Origin of the sequence: Halomonas cupida (genome assembly GCF_900142755.1) — a bacterium.
Classification (GTDB): domain Bacteria; phylum Pseudomonadota; class Gammaproteobacteria; order Pseudomonadales; family Halomonadaceae; genus Halomonas; species Halomonas cupida.
This window is the reverse complement of sequence record NZ_FRCA01000004.1, coordinates 246,018-262,248: the sequence shown is the minus strand read 5'-3', so window position 1 is coordinate 262,248 and position 16,231 is coordinate 246,018. Positions and strand designations below refer to the sequence as shown.

At 60.5% G+C, this 16,231-nt stretch carries 16 protein-coding genes; 10 read left to right on the top strand and 6 right to left on the bottom strand.

All coding sequences use genetic code 11. From position 1 onward, the window contains the following. Positions 1-149: 149 nt before the first annotated feature. The 10 genes from BUE38_RS09630 (at position 150) to BUE38_RS09585 (ending at position 11,961) form a co-directional block, all read left to right on the top strand. Entirely contained in the window at positions 150-1,256 is a 1,107-nt protein-coding gene (locus BUE38_RS09630) for an FAD-binding oxidoreductase (RefSeq protein WP_073434970.1), read from the top strand. Positions 1,257-1,612: 356 nt separating this feature from the next. After that, positions 1,613-2,704, top strand: coding sequence for a GlxA family transcriptional regulator (locus BUE38_RS09625; RefSeq protein WP_234986859.1), 1,092 nt, complete (start codon positions 1,613-1,615; stop codon positions 2,702-2,704). 421 nt (positions 2,705-3,125) lie between these two features. Continuing rightward, positions 3,126-4,421, top strand: coding sequence for a serine hydroxymethyltransferase (glyA, locus tag BUE38_RS09620; protein ID WP_073434969.1), 1,296 nt, complete (start codon positions 3,126-3,128; stop codon positions 4,419-4,421). 63 nt (positions 4,422-4,484) lie between these two features. Continuing rightward, on the top strand, positions 4,485-5,735 hold the full coding sequence (locus tag BUE38_RS09615; protein WP_073434968.1) for a sarcosine oxidase subunit beta family protein: 1,251 nt from the start codon (positions 4,485-4,487) through the stop codon (positions 5,733-5,735). 20 nt (positions 5,736-5,755) lie between these two features. Further along, positions 5,756-6,112 carry a sarcosine oxidase subunit delta gene (locus tag BUE38_RS09610; RefSeq protein WP_073434967.1) on the top strand — a complete coding sequence of 119 codons (357 nt, stop codon included), beginning with the start codon at positions 5,756-5,758 and terminating at the stop codon, positions 6,110-6,112. Further along, on the top strand, positions 6,109-9,147 hold the full coding sequence (locus tag BUE38_RS09605; RefSeq protein WP_073434966.1) for a sarcosine oxidase subunit alpha family protein: 3,039 nt from the start codon (positions 6,109-6,111) through the stop codon (positions 9,145-9,147). Before BUE38_RS09610 ends, BUE38_RS09605 begins: the two co-directional genes overlap by 4 nt. Continuing rightward, positions 9,140-9,835, top strand: coding sequence for a sarcosine oxidase subunit gamma (locus BUE38_RS09600; protein ID WP_073434965.1), 696 nt, complete (start codon positions 9,140-9,142; stop codon positions 9,833-9,835). The genes BUE38_RS09605 and BUE38_RS09600 overlap by 8 nt, the downstream gene beginning before the upstream one ends. Then, positions 9,832-10,713 (top strand): formyltetrahydrofolate deformylase, encoded by an 882-nt coding sequence (gene purU / locus BUE38_RS09595; RefSeq protein ID WP_084541848.1) that lies wholly within the window; start codon positions 9,832-9,834, stop codon positions 10,711-10,713. Before BUE38_RS09600 ends, purU begins: the two co-directional genes overlap by 4 nt. Before the next feature lie 189 nt (positions 10,714-10,902). Further along, positions 10,903-11,586: a haloacid dehalogenase type II gene (locus tag BUE38_RS09590; protein ID WP_073434964.1), complete on the top strand. Its 684-nt coding sequence runs from the start codon at positions 10,903-10,905 to the stop codon at positions 11,584-11,586. 27 nt (positions 11,587-11,613) lie between these two features. Continuing rightward, entirely contained in the window at positions 11,614-11,961 is a 348-nt protein-coding gene (locus tag BUE38_RS09585) for a TfoX/Sxy family protein (protein WP_073434963.1), read from the top strand. A gap of 40 nt (positions 11,962-12,001) precedes the next feature. Here BUE38_RS09585 and BUE38_RS09580 read toward each other — a convergent pair whose 3' ends face one another. The 6 genes from BUE38_RS09580 to BUE38_RS09555 form a co-directional block, all read right to left on the bottom strand. Then, the gene (locus tag BUE38_RS09580; RefSeq protein WP_073434962.1) at positions 12,002-12,670 is read right to left on the bottom strand and encodes a DUF3047 domain-containing protein; all 669 of its coding nucleotides are present in this window, start codon (positions 12,668-12,670) and stop codon (positions 12,002-12,004) included. A 343-nt stretch (positions 12,671-13,013) separates the two neighbouring features. Then, a complete protein-coding gene (locus tag BUE38_RS09575; RefSeq protein ID WP_143166264.1) occupies positions 13,014-13,289 on the bottom strand; it encodes a zf-HC2 domain-containing protein in 276 nt (91 codons plus the stop codon). Then, positions 13,286-13,867, bottom strand: a complete 582-nt coding sequence (locus BUE38_RS09570; protein WP_073434960.1) for a sigma-70 family RNA polymerase sigma factor — start codon at positions 13,865-13,867, stop codon at positions 13,286-13,288. Before BUE38_RS09570 ends, BUE38_RS09575 begins: the two co-directional genes overlap by 4 nt. A 299-nt stretch (positions 13,868-14,166) precedes the next feature. Next, positions 14,167-14,808, bottom strand: a complete 642-nt coding sequence (locus BUE38_RS09565; protein ID WP_073434959.1) for a TIGR04282 family arsenosugar biosynthesis glycosyltransferase — start codon at positions 14,806-14,808, stop codon at positions 14,167-14,169. Next, positions 14,798-15,502 carry a TIGR04283 family arsenosugar biosynthesis glycosyltransferase gene (locus tag BUE38_RS09560; RefSeq protein ID WP_073434958.1) on the bottom strand — a complete coding sequence of 235 codons (705 nt, stop codon included), beginning with the start codon at positions 15,500-15,502 and terminating at the stop codon, positions 14,798-14,800. The genes BUE38_RS09565 and BUE38_RS09560 overlap by 11 nt, the downstream gene beginning before the upstream one ends. After that, positions 15,489-16,214: an ATP-binding cassette domain-containing protein gene (locus tag BUE38_RS09555; RefSeq protein ID WP_084541847.1), complete on the bottom strand. Its 726-nt coding sequence runs from the start codon at positions 16,212-16,214 to the stop codon at positions 15,489-15,491. Before BUE38_RS09555 ends, BUE38_RS09560 begins: the two co-directional genes overlap by 14 nt. Between the last annotated feature and the right edge of the window lie 17 nt (positions 16,215-16,231).

The following is a 16,231-nucleotide window of genomic DNA, read 5'->3' as shown; positions in this document are numbered from 1 at the left end:
TGCTGATGTCGTGATCAGATAAGTGGGGAGTAGGGGGCGCTGGGCAGAATGCGGGCAATCACGGCAGGTATCGAGACCACTGATGCCGTGTCTACAGACCTGACCACCTGACCACCTGACCACCTGACCACCTGACGAGCGATACTGCCATGTCCATGAACTTCCTCAATCCGGTGACGACCCAGACCTGGACCAACGGCCGGCACGTGGTGCGCTGCGTCAAGGTGATTCAGGAAACCTGGGATGTCCGCACCTTCTGTTTCATGGCGGAACAGCCGGTGCTTTATTTCTTCAAGCCTGGCCAGTTCGTGACTCTGGAGCTGGATATCAACGGCGAACAGGTGATGCGTTCCTATACCATCTCCAGTTCACCCTCCATTCCCTACAGCTTCTCGATCACCGTCAAGCGAGTGCCCGGTGGTCAGGTGTCCAACTGGCTGCATGACAATCTCGCCGAGGGCGATGAGTTGGCGGTGCATGGCCCTGTAGGCAACTTCAACGCCATCGACTACCCGGCGGACAAGCTGCTGATGCTGTCCGGTGGCGTCGGTATCACGCCGTTGATGTCGATGGCCCGCTGGCTGTTCGATACCAACGCGACCGTCGATCTGGACTTCATCCATAGTGCGCGGACGCCTCGGGATGTCATCTTTCACCGCGAGCTGGAGCACATCTTCTCGCGTATTCCCTCCTTCAGCCTGCATGTCGTCTGTGAGCGGGACAATGAATTGAATCAGGCCTGGGCGGGCTATCGCGGCTTTCTCACCGAGGCCATGCTCGAGATGATGGTGCCGGACTTCCTCGAGCGCGAAATATTCTGCTGTGGACCCACGCCCTACATGGATGCGATCAAGGGCATCCTGGAGCGTCGTGGCTTCGACATGGATCGCTACCACGAGGAATCCTTCGGTGCCACGCCACGCGAGGTGCAGGCGGACGTTCGCGAACTGGCCGAGCAGGCGGAAGTCGAGGCCGCCGAAGTGGATGTTGAAGAGATGCATAGCGTCGAATTCAGCGCTTCCGGCAAGAGTGTGCGCATCCAGCCCAGCGAAACGGTGCATTCCGCAGCGGCCAAGCTGGGGCTGCATATTCCCAAGGCCTGTGGCATGGGGATCTGCGGTACCTGTCGCGTCGCCCTGAGTTCCGGTCAGGTGGAGATGGATCACAACGGCGGAATCACCGACGACGACATCGAGGCGGGTTACATCCTGTCGTGCTGCAGCCGTCCGGTCGGTGACGTTGTTGTGGATTATTGATTGAGCTTCGAGCTTCTCGCTTCGAGCAGCGAGCTACGAGTAACGAGCTGTCCGGTGCCGGCCCATGGATCACAGACAAAAGCCGGCGGGCGGAGGTACTTTTACGACCCACATGGACGTGGGAAGTGCGTGTTCGTGTCGGGAACACGAATAGCCGACCCACATGGACGTGGGAAGTGCGTGTTCGTGTCGGGAACACGAATAGCCGACCCACATGGAGTTGGGAAGTACGATTGTTCGTCGGGAACGAACATAGCCAGCTTCAAACTTAAAGCTTATAGCTTGAGCTGCTCGTGGCTCGTTACTCGAAGCCCGCCGCTCGTTACTGTGCCTTATGCCGGTGAGGGGATTCCGTTATGCTGACCACAGGTTTCCTGTCTGGTCCCGGCTCCATGGCGCAAGCGCCCGCGACTGATGCTTCCCGACTGACGGCACCAGCACTGTCGGTCGGTTTCGTGCTGCTGCCGCATTTTACCTTGATGCCCTTTGCGGCCTTTGTTGATTGCCTGCGTCTGGCTGCGGATGAAGGCGACCGCAGCCGTCAATTGCGCTGTCGCTGGCGCTTCATGACTCATGATGGCAGCGATGCCGTATCCAGTTGCGGAGCGGTAATGACCGCCTGTGAGCCCTATTCCGATCCCACCGAGTTCGATTATCTGGTGGTCATCGGTGGGGTATTGCATCAGCCGGGGGCCGCTGACCAGGCCGCGATCGAATACCTGCGCCGTGCGGCGGCTCAGGAGGTGCCGTTGGTCGGCGTCTGCACCGGCGTGTTCTCGTTGATCCAGGCAGGGTTGATGCAGCATCGACGCTGTTGCGTAAGCTGGTATCACCACGGAGATCTTGCCGGCCGCTTCAGTGATATTGAACCGGTGGCAGACCGGCTCTATCTGGATGACGGAGATCGCCTGACCTGTGCCGGTGGCGCGGCGGCGGCCGATCTTGCTGCCTACCTTGTCGAGCGTCACCTGGGACGAGCCTGGGCGCGCAAGAGTCTGGCGATCATGCTGTTCGATGAACATCGCAACGGTGAGCGTGGTCAGCCACAGCCGGTGGTCTTCGACCGCATCAGCGACCGCCTGGTGCGCAAGGCGATTCGGGTGCTCGAACAGCAGTTGGGAGATCCCCTCAGTGTCGATGAACTGGCTGATCGTGTAGGCGCGTCACGACGTGGCCTGGAGCGGCGCTTTCGCGCTACCCTGGGGGTTGGTCCCCAGAAGTTCCAGCGTGATCTGCGCCTGCGTTACGGCCTGTGGTTGCTGCATTACACCGAGCGCAGTATCACCGAGATCGGGGAGGCCTGTGGCTTCTCCGATACTGCACATTTTTCCCGTCACTTCCGCACCACCTTCGGAGCCTCTCCCTCCGAACTTCGGCGTCATCCCGACAGCCTTCATGAGCGGCTGGTCGACCCCTTCTTCCTCTATGTCGAGGCGAGGCAGAACTGAGCCTCGCTTGTGGCACTGGTGTGCCTGCTACTGAAATCGTCCAACAAAACTGTCGCATTTGTTCAAGCGTTGATGGCCGGAAGACGCTTGAATGAGTGCATTCAGGATGTGGCGCTGAAAGGGCCGCTACGAAATGGTCTGAGCATGTCTTCGATGGTGATGTTGGTGTCGTTTCCAGAATGGCTCGCTGTCGCAAATTGCCTAACGTGTCCTTCATTGGGTCGAGGCGATAACAGGGCATGTTTCAGGGTGTTTCGTCACCGTTTTCGGTGAACCGGTTCCAGCAACTGCACTGAGCATCATTTTCAGATACTCGAGCTTTCAGACAATCGGCTTGTCCGGTACCGATGCTACCGACCGACAAGCCACGACAAGTGACACGTCACAACAATCTACAAGCGATAACCACGGAGAATTCCTCATGACAGTATCTCGCCTTGCCCAGTTCGACCCGCAGATCGCATCTGCCATCTCGGATGAGGAAGCCCGCCAGCAGGCCCATGTCGAATTGATTGCGTCAGAAAACTACGCCAGTCAAGCGGTGATGGAAGCTCAGGGTACGCAGTTGACCAACAAGTACGCCGAAGGTTATCCCGGCAAGCGCTATTACGGCGGCTGTGAACATGTGGATGTGGTGGAACAGCTGGCAATGGACCGTGCCTGTGCGCTGTTCAGTTGCGACTATGCCAATGTGCAGCCTCATTCCGGTGCCCAGGCCAATGCTGCGGCCTTCATGGCACTGGTCTCGCCCGGTGACACCGTACTCGGCATGAGCCTTGCCCACGGCGGCCACTTGACCCATGGAGCGGCACCCAACTTCTCCGGCAAGCACTACAACGCCATTCAGTATGGCCTTGACGAGGCCACCGGCGAGATCGATTACGCCGAAGTCGAGCGCCTTGCTCGTGAGCACCAGCCAAAGCTGATCGTGGCGGGTTTCTCCGCTTATTCCCAGATCGTCGATTGGCGTCGTTTCCGCACCATCGCCGATAGCGTTGGTGCCTGGCTGCTGGTCGATATGGCGCATGTGGCGGGCCTGGTCGCGGCGGGACTCTATCCCAGCCCGTTGCCCCATGCCCATGTGGTCACCACCACCACGCACAAGACCCTGCGTGGCCCGCGTGGCGGACTGATTCTTTCGGCGGCCGGTGATGAGGCGCTGTATCGCAAGCTCAACGGTGCCGTTTTCCCCGGCCAGCAGGGTGGGCCGCTGATGCATGTCATCGCTGCCAAGGCGGTGGCCTTCCGTGAAGCCATGAGTCAGGAGTTCGTGCGCTATCAGGAGCGTGTCATCGTCAATGCGCAACGCATGGCCGAGGTATTTCTCGAGCGTGGCTATGACGTAGTTTCTGGTGGCACCCGTGACCACCTGTTTCTGGTCTCGTTGATCCAGCAGGGAGTGACCGGCAAGGACGCGGACGCGGCGCTGGGGCGGGCACATATCACCGTCAACAAGAATGCGGTACCGGGTGATCCGCAGAGCCCCTTCGTCACTTCCGGCCTGCGCATCGGTACTCCGGCGGTCACCACTCGTGGTTTCAACGCCGATGACTGCGAGGCGCTGGCAGGCTGGATCTGTGATGTGCTCGATGAGTTGGCAGCCGGACGCGATACCGCCGAGATCGAGAGCTGGGTCCGCGAGCAGGTGGCAGCACTCTGTGATCGTCATCCCGTCTATCCGCAGGTTGAGCAGCAGCGCGCAACAGCCACGGCCTGATCAGGACCAGCAGCAGGATGCCCGGCAGCACGATCTGCCGGGCCATCGAGAGGAGACAACATCATGCAACGCTATTCCGGTTTTGCTCTGGCCCGGCATGCCCTCAGCCACCACGAGAACTGGCAGCGCCAGTGGCGCAATCCGACGCCGAAGAAGGCCTACGATGTCATCATCGTCGGTGGCGGCGGTCATGGCCTGGCCACGGCCTATTATCTGGCGAAGGAATTCGGCGTCAGGAATGTGGCGGTGATCGAGAAGGGCTGGTTGGGGGGCGGTAATACCGCGCGCAACACCACTATCGTGCGTTCCAACTATCTGTGGGACGAGGCCGCCGCTCTCTACGAACATGCCATGAAACTGTGGGAGGGGCTGTCGCAGGATCTCAACTACAACGTGATGTTCTCCCAGCGCGGCGTGCTCAACCTCGGCCACACCCTGCAGGACATGCGTGACATTCAGCGCCGGGTCAACGCCAACCGGCTCAACGGCATCGATGGTGAAGTGCTGGATGCCGCTGGTGTACAGAAAATCGTGCCGATTCTCGATTGTTCGAAGCGCGCGCGCTATCCGGTGCTGGGGGCCTCCTGGCAGCCGCGCGCCGGTGTCGCACGTCACGATGCCGTAGCCTGGGGCTACGCCCGTGGTGCCGATGCGCTGGGGGTTGATATCCTGCAGCAGACCGAGGTTACCGGTTTCAAGATTCGTGATGGCCGCATCTACGGTGTGCATACCAATCGTGGAGATATCGAGGCGAAGACCGTCGGCTGTGTGACAGCCGGTAATTCCGGCGTCATGGCGGGAATGGCCGGCATTCGCCTGCCGCTGGAGTCCCATCCGCTGCAGGCGCTGGTCTCCGAACCGCTCAAGCCGGTGCTCGACACCGTGGTCATGTCCAACCATGTGCATGGTTACATCAGCCAGTCGGACAAGGGCGACCTGGTCATCGGTGCGGGTATCGATGGGTACAACGGCTATGGGCAACGGGGCAGCTATCCCACGGTGGAGCATACCCTGCAGGCCATCGTCGAGATGTTCCCGATCTTCTCGCGGGTGCGCATGAACCGTCAGTGGGGCGGCATTGTGGATACCTGCCCTGATGCCTGTCCGATCCTGTCGAAGACGCCGGTCAAGGGCCTCTATTTCAACTGCGGTTGGGGCACCGGCGGCTTCAAGGCCACCACCGGCTCCGGCCATGTGTTCGCCGCCAGCCTGGCGAAGGGCGAGATGCACCCGCTGGCCGCGCCTTTCTCCATCGACCGTTTCCATACCGGCGCGCTCGTTGACGAACACGGCGCCGCTGGCGTCGCGCACTGATTCCGCAGAGGAGAATCGACATGTTCCATATCTATTGCCCCTACTGCGAAGAATGGCGCGAGGAAGAGGAATTTCATCCCAAGGGACAGGCGCATATCCAGCGTCCCATCGATCCGGAATCCTGCTCTGACGAGGAGTGGGGGGACTATCTGTTCTTCCGCGACAACCCGCGCGGTATTCACCACGAACTCTGGGTGCACGCGGTTGGGTGCCGCAAGTTCTTCAATATCACCCGTCACACGCAGAGCTACGAGATTCTGGAGACCTATCGCATGGGCGAGACGCCTTCGGTGACCGCCGAGTCGGTCAAGCGGGAGGCCATCGCCGCTGCAGCATCCACTGCCACCAGCGAGTCAGCCGAGGAGGTTCGCGCATGAGACAGTCCAACCGTCTGAAGCAGGGCGGACGCATCGAGCGTTCCCGGCGCCTGACCTTCACCTTCAACGGCAACAGCTATGAGGGCTACGCCGGGGATACCCTGGCTTCGGCGCTGCTGGCCAATGGCGTGGATATCGTCAACCGCAGCTTCAAGTACTCGCGTCCGCGCGGCATTGTCGCGGCGGGCGCCGAAGAGCCCAATGCGGTGGTTCAACTGGGCAGCTCCGAGCCCAGCCAGGTGCCCAATGTGCGTGCTACGCAACAGGCGCTCTACGAAGGACTCAGCGCACGCTCGACCAATGGCTGGCCGAATGTCCAGCGCGATCTGATGGGTCTGATCGGCAAGCTGGGCGGCAAGATGATGCCGCCGGGGTTCTACTACAAGACCTTTATGGCGCCGGCCTCGATGTGGCTGACCTACGAACGTTATATCCGCAAGAGCGCTGGCCTCGGGCGTAGTCCCGGCGAGTCGGATCCGGATATCTATGATCACCTCAACCGTCACTGCGATGTGCTGGTCATTGGTGCCGGCCCCGCTGGCCTCACCAGTGCACTGGTGGCGGCGCGCAGTGGCGCGCGGGTGATCGTCTGTGACGAACAGGAAGAGATGGGGGGCTCGTTGCTGGCCAGCCATCAGGCGCTCGATGAGCGTCCGGCAGCGGACTGGCTGAGTGACGTATTGGCCGAGATGGAGGCCAATGCCAATGTCACGCTGCTGGCGCGTACCACCGCCAATGGCTACCACGACCATAACTTCGTCACTCTGCACGAGCGTCGCACCGAGCATCTGGCCGACACGGCGCCGATGGTCAATGGCCGTCGTCAAGCGCGTTCGCGTCTGCATCGCGTGCGGGCAGGTCGGGTGATCATGGCGACAGGAGCTCATGAGCGTCCGCTGGTGTACGCCGGCAACGATATTCCCGGCAACTTTCTGGCGGGGGCCATTTCCACCTATATTCGTCGCTATGCCGTGGTGCCGGGAAATAAACTGGTGCTCTCCACCGCCAATGACGACGGATATCGTGCCGCGCTGGATTGGCTGGATGCCGGCCGTGAAGTGGTGGCGGTGGCCGATGCCCGTCAGGCACCTGATGGCGCTCTGGTTGAGGCCGTGCGCAGCCGTGGTGTACGTATCATTGATGGGGCCGCAGTGATCGAGGCGCACGGTGAGAACCGCGTCAGTTCGGTCCGGGTTGCACCGATCGATGCTGCCGCCTTCCGCATCAGCGGCGAGATCGAAACCCTCAAGTGTGACACTGTCGCCAGCTCGGGTGGCTTCAGCCCGGTCATTCACCTGGCCTCGCATACGGGCTCGCGACCCAGCTGGAACGACGACATCATCGGTTTCATTCCCAGCCTGCCGAAAGGCATGTTGGCCGCCGGCAGCGCTCAGGGTCTGCACGAGTTGGGAGCTGTGTTGCGGGATGGCGCCGCAGTAGGAGCGGCCGCCGTTCGCGACCTGGCCCTGGACGCTGCAGAGGTGGAAGTGCCGCAGGTGGCATCCCTGCACGAAAGCGCTGCCATGGCGCTGTTCCAGGTGCCGCATGACAAGCCGACCCTGCGCGCACCCAAGCAGTTTGTCGACCTGCAGAATGACGTCACCGCAGCGGCCATCGAACTGGCCACTCGGGAAGGCTTCGAATCCATCGAGCACGTCAAGCGCTATACGGCCATGGGCTTTGGTACCGATCAGGGCAAGCTGGGCAACATCAATGGCATGGCGATTGCCGCCCGTTGCCTCGGTCGCACCATTCCCGAAGTCGGGACTACCGTATTTCGCCCCAACTACACGCCGGTGACCTTCGGTGCCATCGTCGGTCGACACTGCCGTGAGCTGTTCGACCCGGAGCGTTACACCGCCTTGCATCAGTGGCACGTGGAGAATGGCGCCGAGTTCGAGGAAGTAGGGCAGTGGAAGCGTCCCTGGTATTTCCCACGTACCGCCAAAGGAAAGCGCGAGACCATGCATGAGGCCGTGGCTCGTGAGTGTCTGGCTGTGCGCGAAGGTGTGGGAATTCTCGACGCCTCTACGCTGGGCAAGATCGATATTCAGGGGCCGGATGCGCGTGAATTCCTCGGCCGTGTGTACACCAACAAGTGGGCCAAACTGCCGGTCGGCAGGGTGCGCTATGGGTTGATGTGCAAGGACGATGGCATGGTCATGGACGATGGCACCACCAGTTGTCTCGCCGAGGATCACTTCCTGATGACCACCTCCACCGGTGGTGCGGCGGCGGTGCTTGAATGGTTGGAGCTGTGGCATCAAACCGAGTGGCCCGAACTGGATCTGACCATGAGTTCGGTAACCGACCATTGGGCGACCATGACGGTGACCGGGCCGAAGGCTCGCGACCTGCTTGCCGAGCTGACCGACATCGATCTGGACCGTGACGCTTTCCGCTTCATGGACTGGCGTGAAGGCAAGGTGGCTGGTGTGCCGGCTCGTGTGTTCCGGATCTCGTTCACCGGTGAACTGGCCTATGAAATCAATGTTCAGGCACGCGCTGCCATGCATGTCTGGAAGGCTCTGTTCGCTCACGGCGAGAAGTACGACCTGACACCCTACGGCACCGAGACCATGCACGTGTTGCGCGCCGAGAAGGGCTTCATCATCGCCGGGCAGGACACTGATGGTTCGGTGACGCCTGAAGATCTTGGTATGCAGTGGGCGGTGGGCTATGACAAGCCGTTCTCGTGGATCGGCAAGCGTGCTCTGACACGTCCGGATACCGTGCGCAAGGATCGCAAGCAACTGGTCGGCCTCAGGCCGAAGGATGCCAGTGTGGTGTTGGAGGAGGGGGCGCAGATCGTCCTCGATCCGCAGCATGCGATTCCGATGCCGATGGTGGGCCATGTGACGTCCAGTTACTACAGCCCGACCCTGGAATCCGGCTTCGCGCTGGCGGTGGTCAAGGGCGGCCATGAGCGCATGGGCGAGACCGTCTACCTGCCCATGGCTGATGGCAAGGTTCATGAAGCCGAGATTGTCAGCACCATCTTTGTCGACCCCAAGGGAGAGCGCCAGAATGTCTGATATCAAGTCTGATCTCAACCCCGGCACCGTCAACACCTATGATGCCTGCCCGGGGGCCGATATCGCCCAGGAGTCACCACTCGCCTGGTCATACCTGAACAGCGGCGCGCCAGCTCCGGGTCCCAGCAGCCGGATTGTCATGCGCGAACAGGCCGCACGGGATCATCTGATCCTGCGCGGCGGGGCCATCGTGATCGATGAAGCCGTGCGCCAGGTACTGGGCATCAACTTGCCGGCTCGCCCACAGCAACTGACGCTGTGTGACGATGGGGTCAGCAGCCTGCAGTGGCTGTCGCCGGATGAGTGGTTGCTGATCGTGCCGTTCGGCCAGGCCTATAACATCGAGCTGGAACTGCGTGCCGCACTTGGCGATGCTTCGGTCGCCATCAGTGAGGTCAGTGGCGGGCAGACCCTGCTCGAGCTGAGTGGTGATGCCGACGCACTGCAGCAACTGCTGATGAAGTCGGTGATCTACGATACCCATCCGCAACATTTCCCGCCGGGCAAGGGAGTCACCACGGTATTCGCCAAGACCAGCCTTATCCTGAGGCGCCCGGATGACAGCCGTTGGGAGCTGGTGGTTCGTCGCAGTTTTGCCGATTACGTCTACCGCTGGCTGCTGGATGCCGGGGACGAGTTCGCGATCGGCGTGATTCGCGACGGAGCGCAACAGGGAGCTTCGGCATGAGCATGACCTGTGTCCCTTCGGTCGTCGACAACTGGATCCTCACGGCCCAGTGTCCCAGCCAGTTGGGCACTGTGGATGTGGTGACACGCTATCTGCGTGAGCACAACTGCTATGTCACCGAGCATCAGTCCTTCGATGATCAGGCATCTCAGCAGTTCTTCATCCGTGTCGAGTTTCGCCCCCTCGGGGGCGAGCTCGATATCTCTCGCTTCGAGGAGGACTTTGCGCCTCGGGCTCGGGAGTTCGGCATGAGCTTCGAGCTGACGCCGCCAGAGCGGTTGACGCCGGTGGTGATCATGGTCTCCAGAGCCGATCACTGTCTCAATGATCTGCTCTACCGCTATCGCACTGGGCAACTGCCGATCACCATCAAAGCGGTGATTTCCAATCACCCGGATCTGGCGCCGCTGGCCGAGTGGCATGGGCTTGAATATCACCACCTGCCGATCACTGCCGAGACCAAACCCGAGCAGGAGGCGGCTGTCTGGCGCATCATTGAGCAAAGCGGTGCCGAGTTGGTGGTGCTTGCCCGCTACATGCAGGTGCTGTCCAGCGAGATGTGTGAGCGCTTGTCGGGACGGGCGATCAATATTCACCACTCGCTGCTGCCTGGATTCAAGGGGGCGAAGCCCTACCACCAGGCCTTCGAGAAGGGCGTCAAGCTGGTCGGTGCCACAGCACACTACATCAATGATGATCTGGATGAGGGGCCCATCATCAGTCAGGGCGTCGAGCCGGTCAGTCATGCTGACTCGCCGGAGGATCTCGTCGCTCGAGGCCGCGACATCGAATGCTTGACCCTGGCACGCGCCGTGTCGCTTCACGTACAACGCCGGGTATTTCTCAACGGTAAGCGCACGGTGGTATTTCAGCGCTAGCGTAGTGTCCGGTGCGGCATTGCCAGAGCACTGTTCATGACGAGATTCGGGGGCAGCAGCGAACTATCGCTGCTGCCCCCGTCTATATCCAGACTTGCATTCCACCATGGCCCGACCTACTCCTGATGTTGTGGATTTATACTGTGCATAAGCATGCAGACGGTATTCATGTCGACAGGGAGCGGGCCGATGGCGATGGTATTGGCATTCGATGTCTATGGGACGCTGATCGATACCCATGGTGTAGTGGCCGAGCTGGAACAGCGCCTGTCCAGCGGCGGCAAGGGGGAGATGGCGCAGGAGTTCTCCCGGCGCTGGCGGGACAAGCAACTGGAGTACAGCTTCCGTCGTGGCCTGATGGGGGCCTGGGCGGACTTTTCCGAGTGCACCGAGGCGGCGCTGGAGTTTACGGATCGTGCATTGCAGACGGGCCTGTCCGAAGCAGACAAGGACCATCTGATGGGGCTCTACGCTTGTCTGCCGGCCTTTGCCGAGGTGCCTCAGGCGCTTGAGCAGTTGCGCCGCGCAGGAGTGACCTGTGTGGCCTTTTCCAACGGTGGTTTCGCGGCGGTGGATGGGCTGCTGGTGCAGGCCGGCATTCGCCACTGTTTTCATGACATCATCAGTGTCGAGGAGGTCAAGCGGTTCAAGCCGGATCCCGCTGTCTATGCGCTGCTGCGGATGAGGCTGGAGGTGGCTCCGGGAGACTGCTGGCTGGTCTCCAGCAACCCCTTCGATGTCATCGGAGCACGTCACGCTGGACTGCATGCGGTCTGGGTGAGGCGCTCGCTGGACGCGCCCTTTGATCCCTGGGGCATCGAGCCGGATCTAACGGTGGCTGATCTGGTGGAACTGGCCGAACGACTCGGATAGTGGAATGACAAGTAATGGAACGACAATATGCCGGCTTCCAGCGCCTTCCTCGACTTTCTTCTTGATCAACTGGAGCCATTGGGCCCGGTTGCGACGCGACGGATGTTCGGTTGCACAGGGCTATTCCAGCATGGACGGATGTTTGCTGTGGTGACTCCGGCGGGGCGTCTGTACATGAAGGCTGATGCCGCCAATCTCGAGCACTTCACACGCCAGGAGTGCCAGCCTTTCGTCTATCGCTCGCGAGGGAAGGACGTCACGCTGGGATATTACGAGCCGCCGGAAACAGTCCTTGATGATCAGGATGATCTGCTGCATTGGGCTCAACTGGGGTTGGCGGCAGCGGCGCGTGCAGCACAGACGACACCATGCTGATAGTGGATCGCCGGTCGATGGTATGGATGGTCGAGAGTGATCAGGGGCAGTCGAGAGGCTGACCATTGGAAGAGAAGACCAGGCGGCTGAACCAGGCGCGGGCATCGACGCCGGCATTGTCGCCATCGGTCATCAAGGCGATGCCATCGATACTGGCGGGGTCGCTACCGAACAACTCTCTGAAGTCAGCGCGTACGTCCCGCACCACCGAGACCCACTGACCCACCCGCTCGCCACCGCTTTCCACGGCCAGCAACTGGGCCTTGTCGGTGAAGGCGTTGGGCCAACGAGTGCCGACCGGCTGATTGGATGACCAGACATAGTTGACTGACTCTACCTGCCACGGCAGTAGGCCGGTGCGTTGGGCAACATAGACACGTGCAGGATAGTCGTCGCCCTGGCGAGTGGTTTCATCCAGTTGTGGATGAACTCCCGAAACCTGCCAGCACCACTTCAACCAGGGGGTACGTTCGAGGTCGATTTCACGCTCCAGGTACTTTGCCGAGGCCTGGCCGTTGGCGTGAGCTTCCAGCACCGCAACACCATCACGCTGGACGATACTGTAGGACGTATGGCCATCAAAGGACTTCTCCGGCCAGGACTGTATGGCCTGGGGAGAGAACCCTGTCTCGATGGCCTGAGCCGCGCTGCTGGCCGTTATCAGCAAGGTGAATAGTGCCAGGGGCAACAGAGTGGGACGCTGGGACATGATGCGGGATCCTCGGTAACTCGACAGCTGGGCACAAGTGTGCGGGTCGCCTTTTTATTGTGTCGCTGTGCTGACGCGGTCCTTACAGGATAATTGCTGCTATTCGTCTTGCTGTATGGCAGGGCCAGACGCAGGCGTCAGGTCCCGTGGGATTCAGCGAGGATGGAAGGATCGGTCGAGTGGCAGTGTAGGGTGATCTGGTGAGATCCTGGCCGCAAGCCAGGCTCACCAGCTCGGAGCACCAGGACCACGGGGTTGCGCTCTGCTGAGCAGGGCAACGGAGCCGAGGGGCGACTGATGGATATTCTGCTCTGCTGGTGACTGCCTGCCATCTCTGGAGACATCAATCGGTCTTGTCGTTGGATTCGTCGGTATCGCTCTTGCTCGAGAGGCGAGCCTGTTCGACAGCCTGCTGATGGCGCTCAAGGTCCTCAGTGCTGTCTGGAGCACGCTCGATAAACGGGTCGCCAATGTCGTGCAGCATGTTGAATTGCTGCTGACAACGACGACAGGCCTTGCACATCATTACGTGGAAACGAAGCAGCGTGGCCTCCCTGCGAGTCAGAGAAACATCAAGCTGTTTCGACATGAGCCTGGTGGCGGCTCGACACATTATCATGCTGCGTTCTCCACCCATCCCTTTTCGAGACAGGAGCGTAGTTTCAAGCGTGCACGATGGAGAATGACCCAGGCATTGTTCTCCTTGATGCCGACTTCCTCACAGATCTGTTCCGTGGTCAGTCCCATCAGTTCGCGCAGTGAGAAGACCCTCGCCACGTTGTCCGGCAGGGCCAGCATGCAGGCATCGAATACCTGCCAGAAGCTCTCGTTCTCCAGTGCCTTGTCCGGCTCTCCCCAGGATTGAGGGACAGCGTTGGGCGCCCAGTGGCCGCTGCGCCTGAACATCTGATCAAGTACCTCTTCGCCTGCATCATCGTCGAAGGGCTCCCATTTGCCCTGACGTTTCTGCTGGCGCATCTGGTCGAGCAACTTGTACTTGAGAATACCGAATACCCAGGTTTCATAACCGGAGCGACCGGAAAAGCTGTCATTCTTCTCGATGGCTGCAATCAGGGCCTCCTGTACAGCATCCTCGGCTGCCGCGTGATCTCGTAGATGGAGGCGGGCAAAAGACAGCAAGCGGGGCCTTACCCTGGCCAGTCTTGCGTAACGATCTTCAAGCGTTGTATCGCTCACGTTGGAATCTCCAGTCCTTTGCGTCCATTTGTCGTTGATCTATTGCTTATTGTCCAGGGGAAGGAGACCCTGACCACGCTTGGGCAGTCACAGGCTTGTGTCGTTCCTGTGTTCTGTGCCGTTCCTATGTTCTGTGGCGCTCCTATGCCTTGCGTAGTTCCTGTGTATAGTTCCCATGTGTTGTTCTCTTGTGACAGCAGATGCTCGGGAGCAATAACGCAGTATTTGCTGAATTGTTATTTCCTGAATAAGGGGCGCCAGGATATATCGAGCTGTCAGGTATTGGCATCTCATTGGAATCACTGAGGGTGACGAAACCGTTCGTTCAGTGCATATAGTCTTGCTAGATCATCGGGCCTATCCACATCCCATATGGTGGCAGGATAGACGCTTGACCACTGCATTTCCTCGAGTCGCTGTCGTGTCTGTGCCATGACGTCTGCCGTGCCCCAGTCGATGCCGGTGAACAGCTGCCGCGAAGGGCGACGTACGCCAACCAGGCCATATCCACCATCTTCTGCGGGAAGAAACACCGTGTCGGATTCAGTCAGGCATCGCTGACAGGCAATCAATAATTCGGCATCAAGCATTGGGCAGTCGGTACCAATCAGCAGTCCCGCTTGCCCCATGGCGTGAAGAGCATGATACATGCGTATCCCCAGTTTTCCCTGGGGTTGCGGTTTCAACGCTATGGCAAACTGTGCGGAAAGCTCGAGGAATAACGGGTGTTGATGATCCAGTGCCGTCCACAGCGTAACGGCGGATGAGTGAGTGGCCTGAAGTGCAGTGCTTAGTGTATGGCGTATCAGCTCGGCCTGGAGTCTGGCCGCACCTTCTGCGCCCAGGGTGGGAATCAAGCGTGTCTTGGCCTGACCCGCTACCGGTGCCTTGGCGAGGATAGCCAGTGGAAAATTCGCCGTGGTGACCTCGTCAGCGCACATTTCGATATTCCCTGGCCAGTTGTGCCGGGCTGATGCCTCGCCAGTAACGCCAGCGCAAGCGCCACATCAGCCATATGGTGGCGAAGACCCCCTCGTGCTCCCAGCGGCGCCCATCCGTGGTCACCCTGGCCTTCAGGCAGATGGGGGCCGAGAGGCGCTTGAGGCGTCGCGACATCTCGATATCTTCCATCAATGGCTGTTCGGGAAAGCCGCCGACTTGCTTCCAGCCGTCGTGCCTCATGAACATGGCTTGATCGCCGGTGGCAATACCGCTGAGTCGTGAGCGCAGGTTGATCATTCGTGCGATCACCGCGAGCCAGGGTGAATGCCCCTCGATATGTACATCGAAACGACCCCAGTGATGTCGAGACAGGGCCTGCTCGACAAGCTGCGGGGCATTGCCTGGTAGCGTGGTGTCCGCATGCAGGAACATCAGCAGGCCGGCACGTGCCTGGGCGGCGCCTTGATTCAACTGGTGAGCGCGGCCAGCCGAGGTAACCAGCAACTGATCGGCCAGAGGCTCTGCCAGGTGAGCGCTGTCATCCTCGCTGCCACCGTCGACAACGATGAGTTCGGCCCCCTGGTCACGCAGTGGTTGCAGGGCCTCCAGCCGTGCACGGATGCTGGCGGCCTCGTTGAGCATGATCAGGATGATCGACAGTCGCGGCGTACTGCGCAGGTCAACCGGGGGCATGCGAGCCTCGCATCGGCTGGGAGGTTATCGATTCGCCGCCCAATGGCTGCAGGGCTATTACCGGTCCACCGGCGTGGGATGCATCCGCCTCGTCGTGGGTCACCATCAATGCCGGCAGGCCGCTCTGGCGGATCTTGTCGAAGACCAGTTGTCGCATGTCGTGGCGTAGAGTGGTATCCAGGCGCGAGAAGGGCTCATCAAGCAGAATGGCATGAGGCTGTGACAACAATACCCGCATCAGTGCTACCCGAGCGCGTTGGCCGCCGGACAGGGTCGCGGGGTCACGGTCGGCAAACCCTTCCAGTTCGATATCAGCCAGGGCCTGCTCGACCCGTTGCCGACGTAGATGACGAGAGGTGCCCGGCGGCATGCCGAAGGCGAGGTTGCCACCGACGCTCAAGTGCGGAAACAGCAGTGGATCCTGGAACAGCAGTCCCAGACGTCGAGCCTCGGCCGGCAGATGAGTCAGATCGCTGTCACCAAGACGCACATGACCACGAGCCTGAAAGGCTGGTGCCAGAAAGCCGGCGGCGAAGGCCAGCAGCGTCGACTTGCCGACTCCCGAGGGACCCATGACGCTGACGACCTCGCCTGGGGCGATCTCGGTGTCGAGTCGGACGATTGGTCTGGAGCCGAGATGAAGCTCGACCTGATCGAAATGCAGGGCCTGCTGGCGCGTGCTGTCGTTGGGAAGTCGATCGTGCCTGGTCATGGGGATCTCATCGGCAT

Excerpts from the sequence above, each read along its gene's own strand:
- glyA (WP_073434969.1), top strand. The coding sequence starts at position 3,126 with ATGACAGTATCTCGCCTTGCCCAGTTCGACCCGCAGATCGCATCTGCC.
- BUE38_RS09630 (WP_073434970.1), top strand. The coding sequence starts at position 150 with ATGTCCATGAACTTCCTCAATCCGGTGACGACCCAGACCTGGACCAAC.
- BUE38_RS09610 (WP_073434967.1), top strand. The coding sequence starts at position 5,756 with ATGTTCCATATCTATTGCCCCTACTGCGAAGAATGGCGCGAGGAAGAG.
- purU (WP_084541848.1), top strand. The coding sequence starts at position 9,832 with ATGAGCATGACCTGTGTCCCTTCGGTCGTCGACAACTGGATCCTCACG.
- BUE38_RS09560 (WP_073434958.1), bottom strand. The coding sequence starts at position 15,502 with ATGCCCCCGGTTGACCTGCGCAGTACGCCGCGACTGTCGATCATCCTG.
- BUE38_RS09580 (WP_073434962.1), bottom strand. The coding sequence starts at position 12,670 with ATGTCCCAGCGTCCCACTCTGTTGCCCCTGGCACTATTCACCTTGCTG.
- BUE38_RS09615 (WP_073434968.1), top strand. The coding sequence starts at position 4,485 with ATGCAACGCTATTCCGGTTTTGCTCTGGCCCGGCATGCCCTCAGCCAC.
- BUE38_RS09590 (WP_073434964.1), top strand. The coding sequence starts at position 10,903 with ATGGCGATGGTATTGGCATTCGATGTCTATGGGACGCTGATCGATACC.
- BUE38_RS09600 (WP_073434965.1), top strand. The coding sequence starts at position 9,140 with ATGTCTGATATCAAGTCTGATCTCAACCCCGGCACCGTCAACACCTAT.
- BUE38_RS09585 (WP_073434963.1), top strand. The coding sequence starts at position 11,614 with ATGCCGGCTTCCAGCGCCTTCCTCGACTTTCTTCTTGATCAACTGGAG.
- BUE38_RS09555 (WP_084541847.1), bottom strand. The coding sequence starts at position 16,214 with ATGACCAGGCACGATCGACTTCCCAACGACAGCACGCGCCAGCAGGCC.
- BUE38_RS09565 (WP_073434959.1), bottom strand. The coding sequence starts at position 14,808 with ATGTGCGCTGACGAGGTCACCACGGCGAATTTTCCACTGGCTATCCTC.
- BUE38_RS09575 (WP_143166264.1), bottom strand. The coding sequence starts at position 13,289 with ATGATAATGTGTCGAGCCGCCACCAGGCTCATGTCGAAACAGCTTGAT.
- BUE38_RS09605 (WP_073434966.1), top strand. The coding sequence starts at position 6,109 with ATGAGACAGTCCAACCGTCTGAAGCAGGGCGGACGCATCGAGCGTTCC.
- BUE38_RS09625 (WP_234986859.1), top strand. The coding sequence starts at position 1,613 with ATGCTGACCACAGGTTTCCTGTCTGGTCCCGGCTCCATGGCGCAAGCG.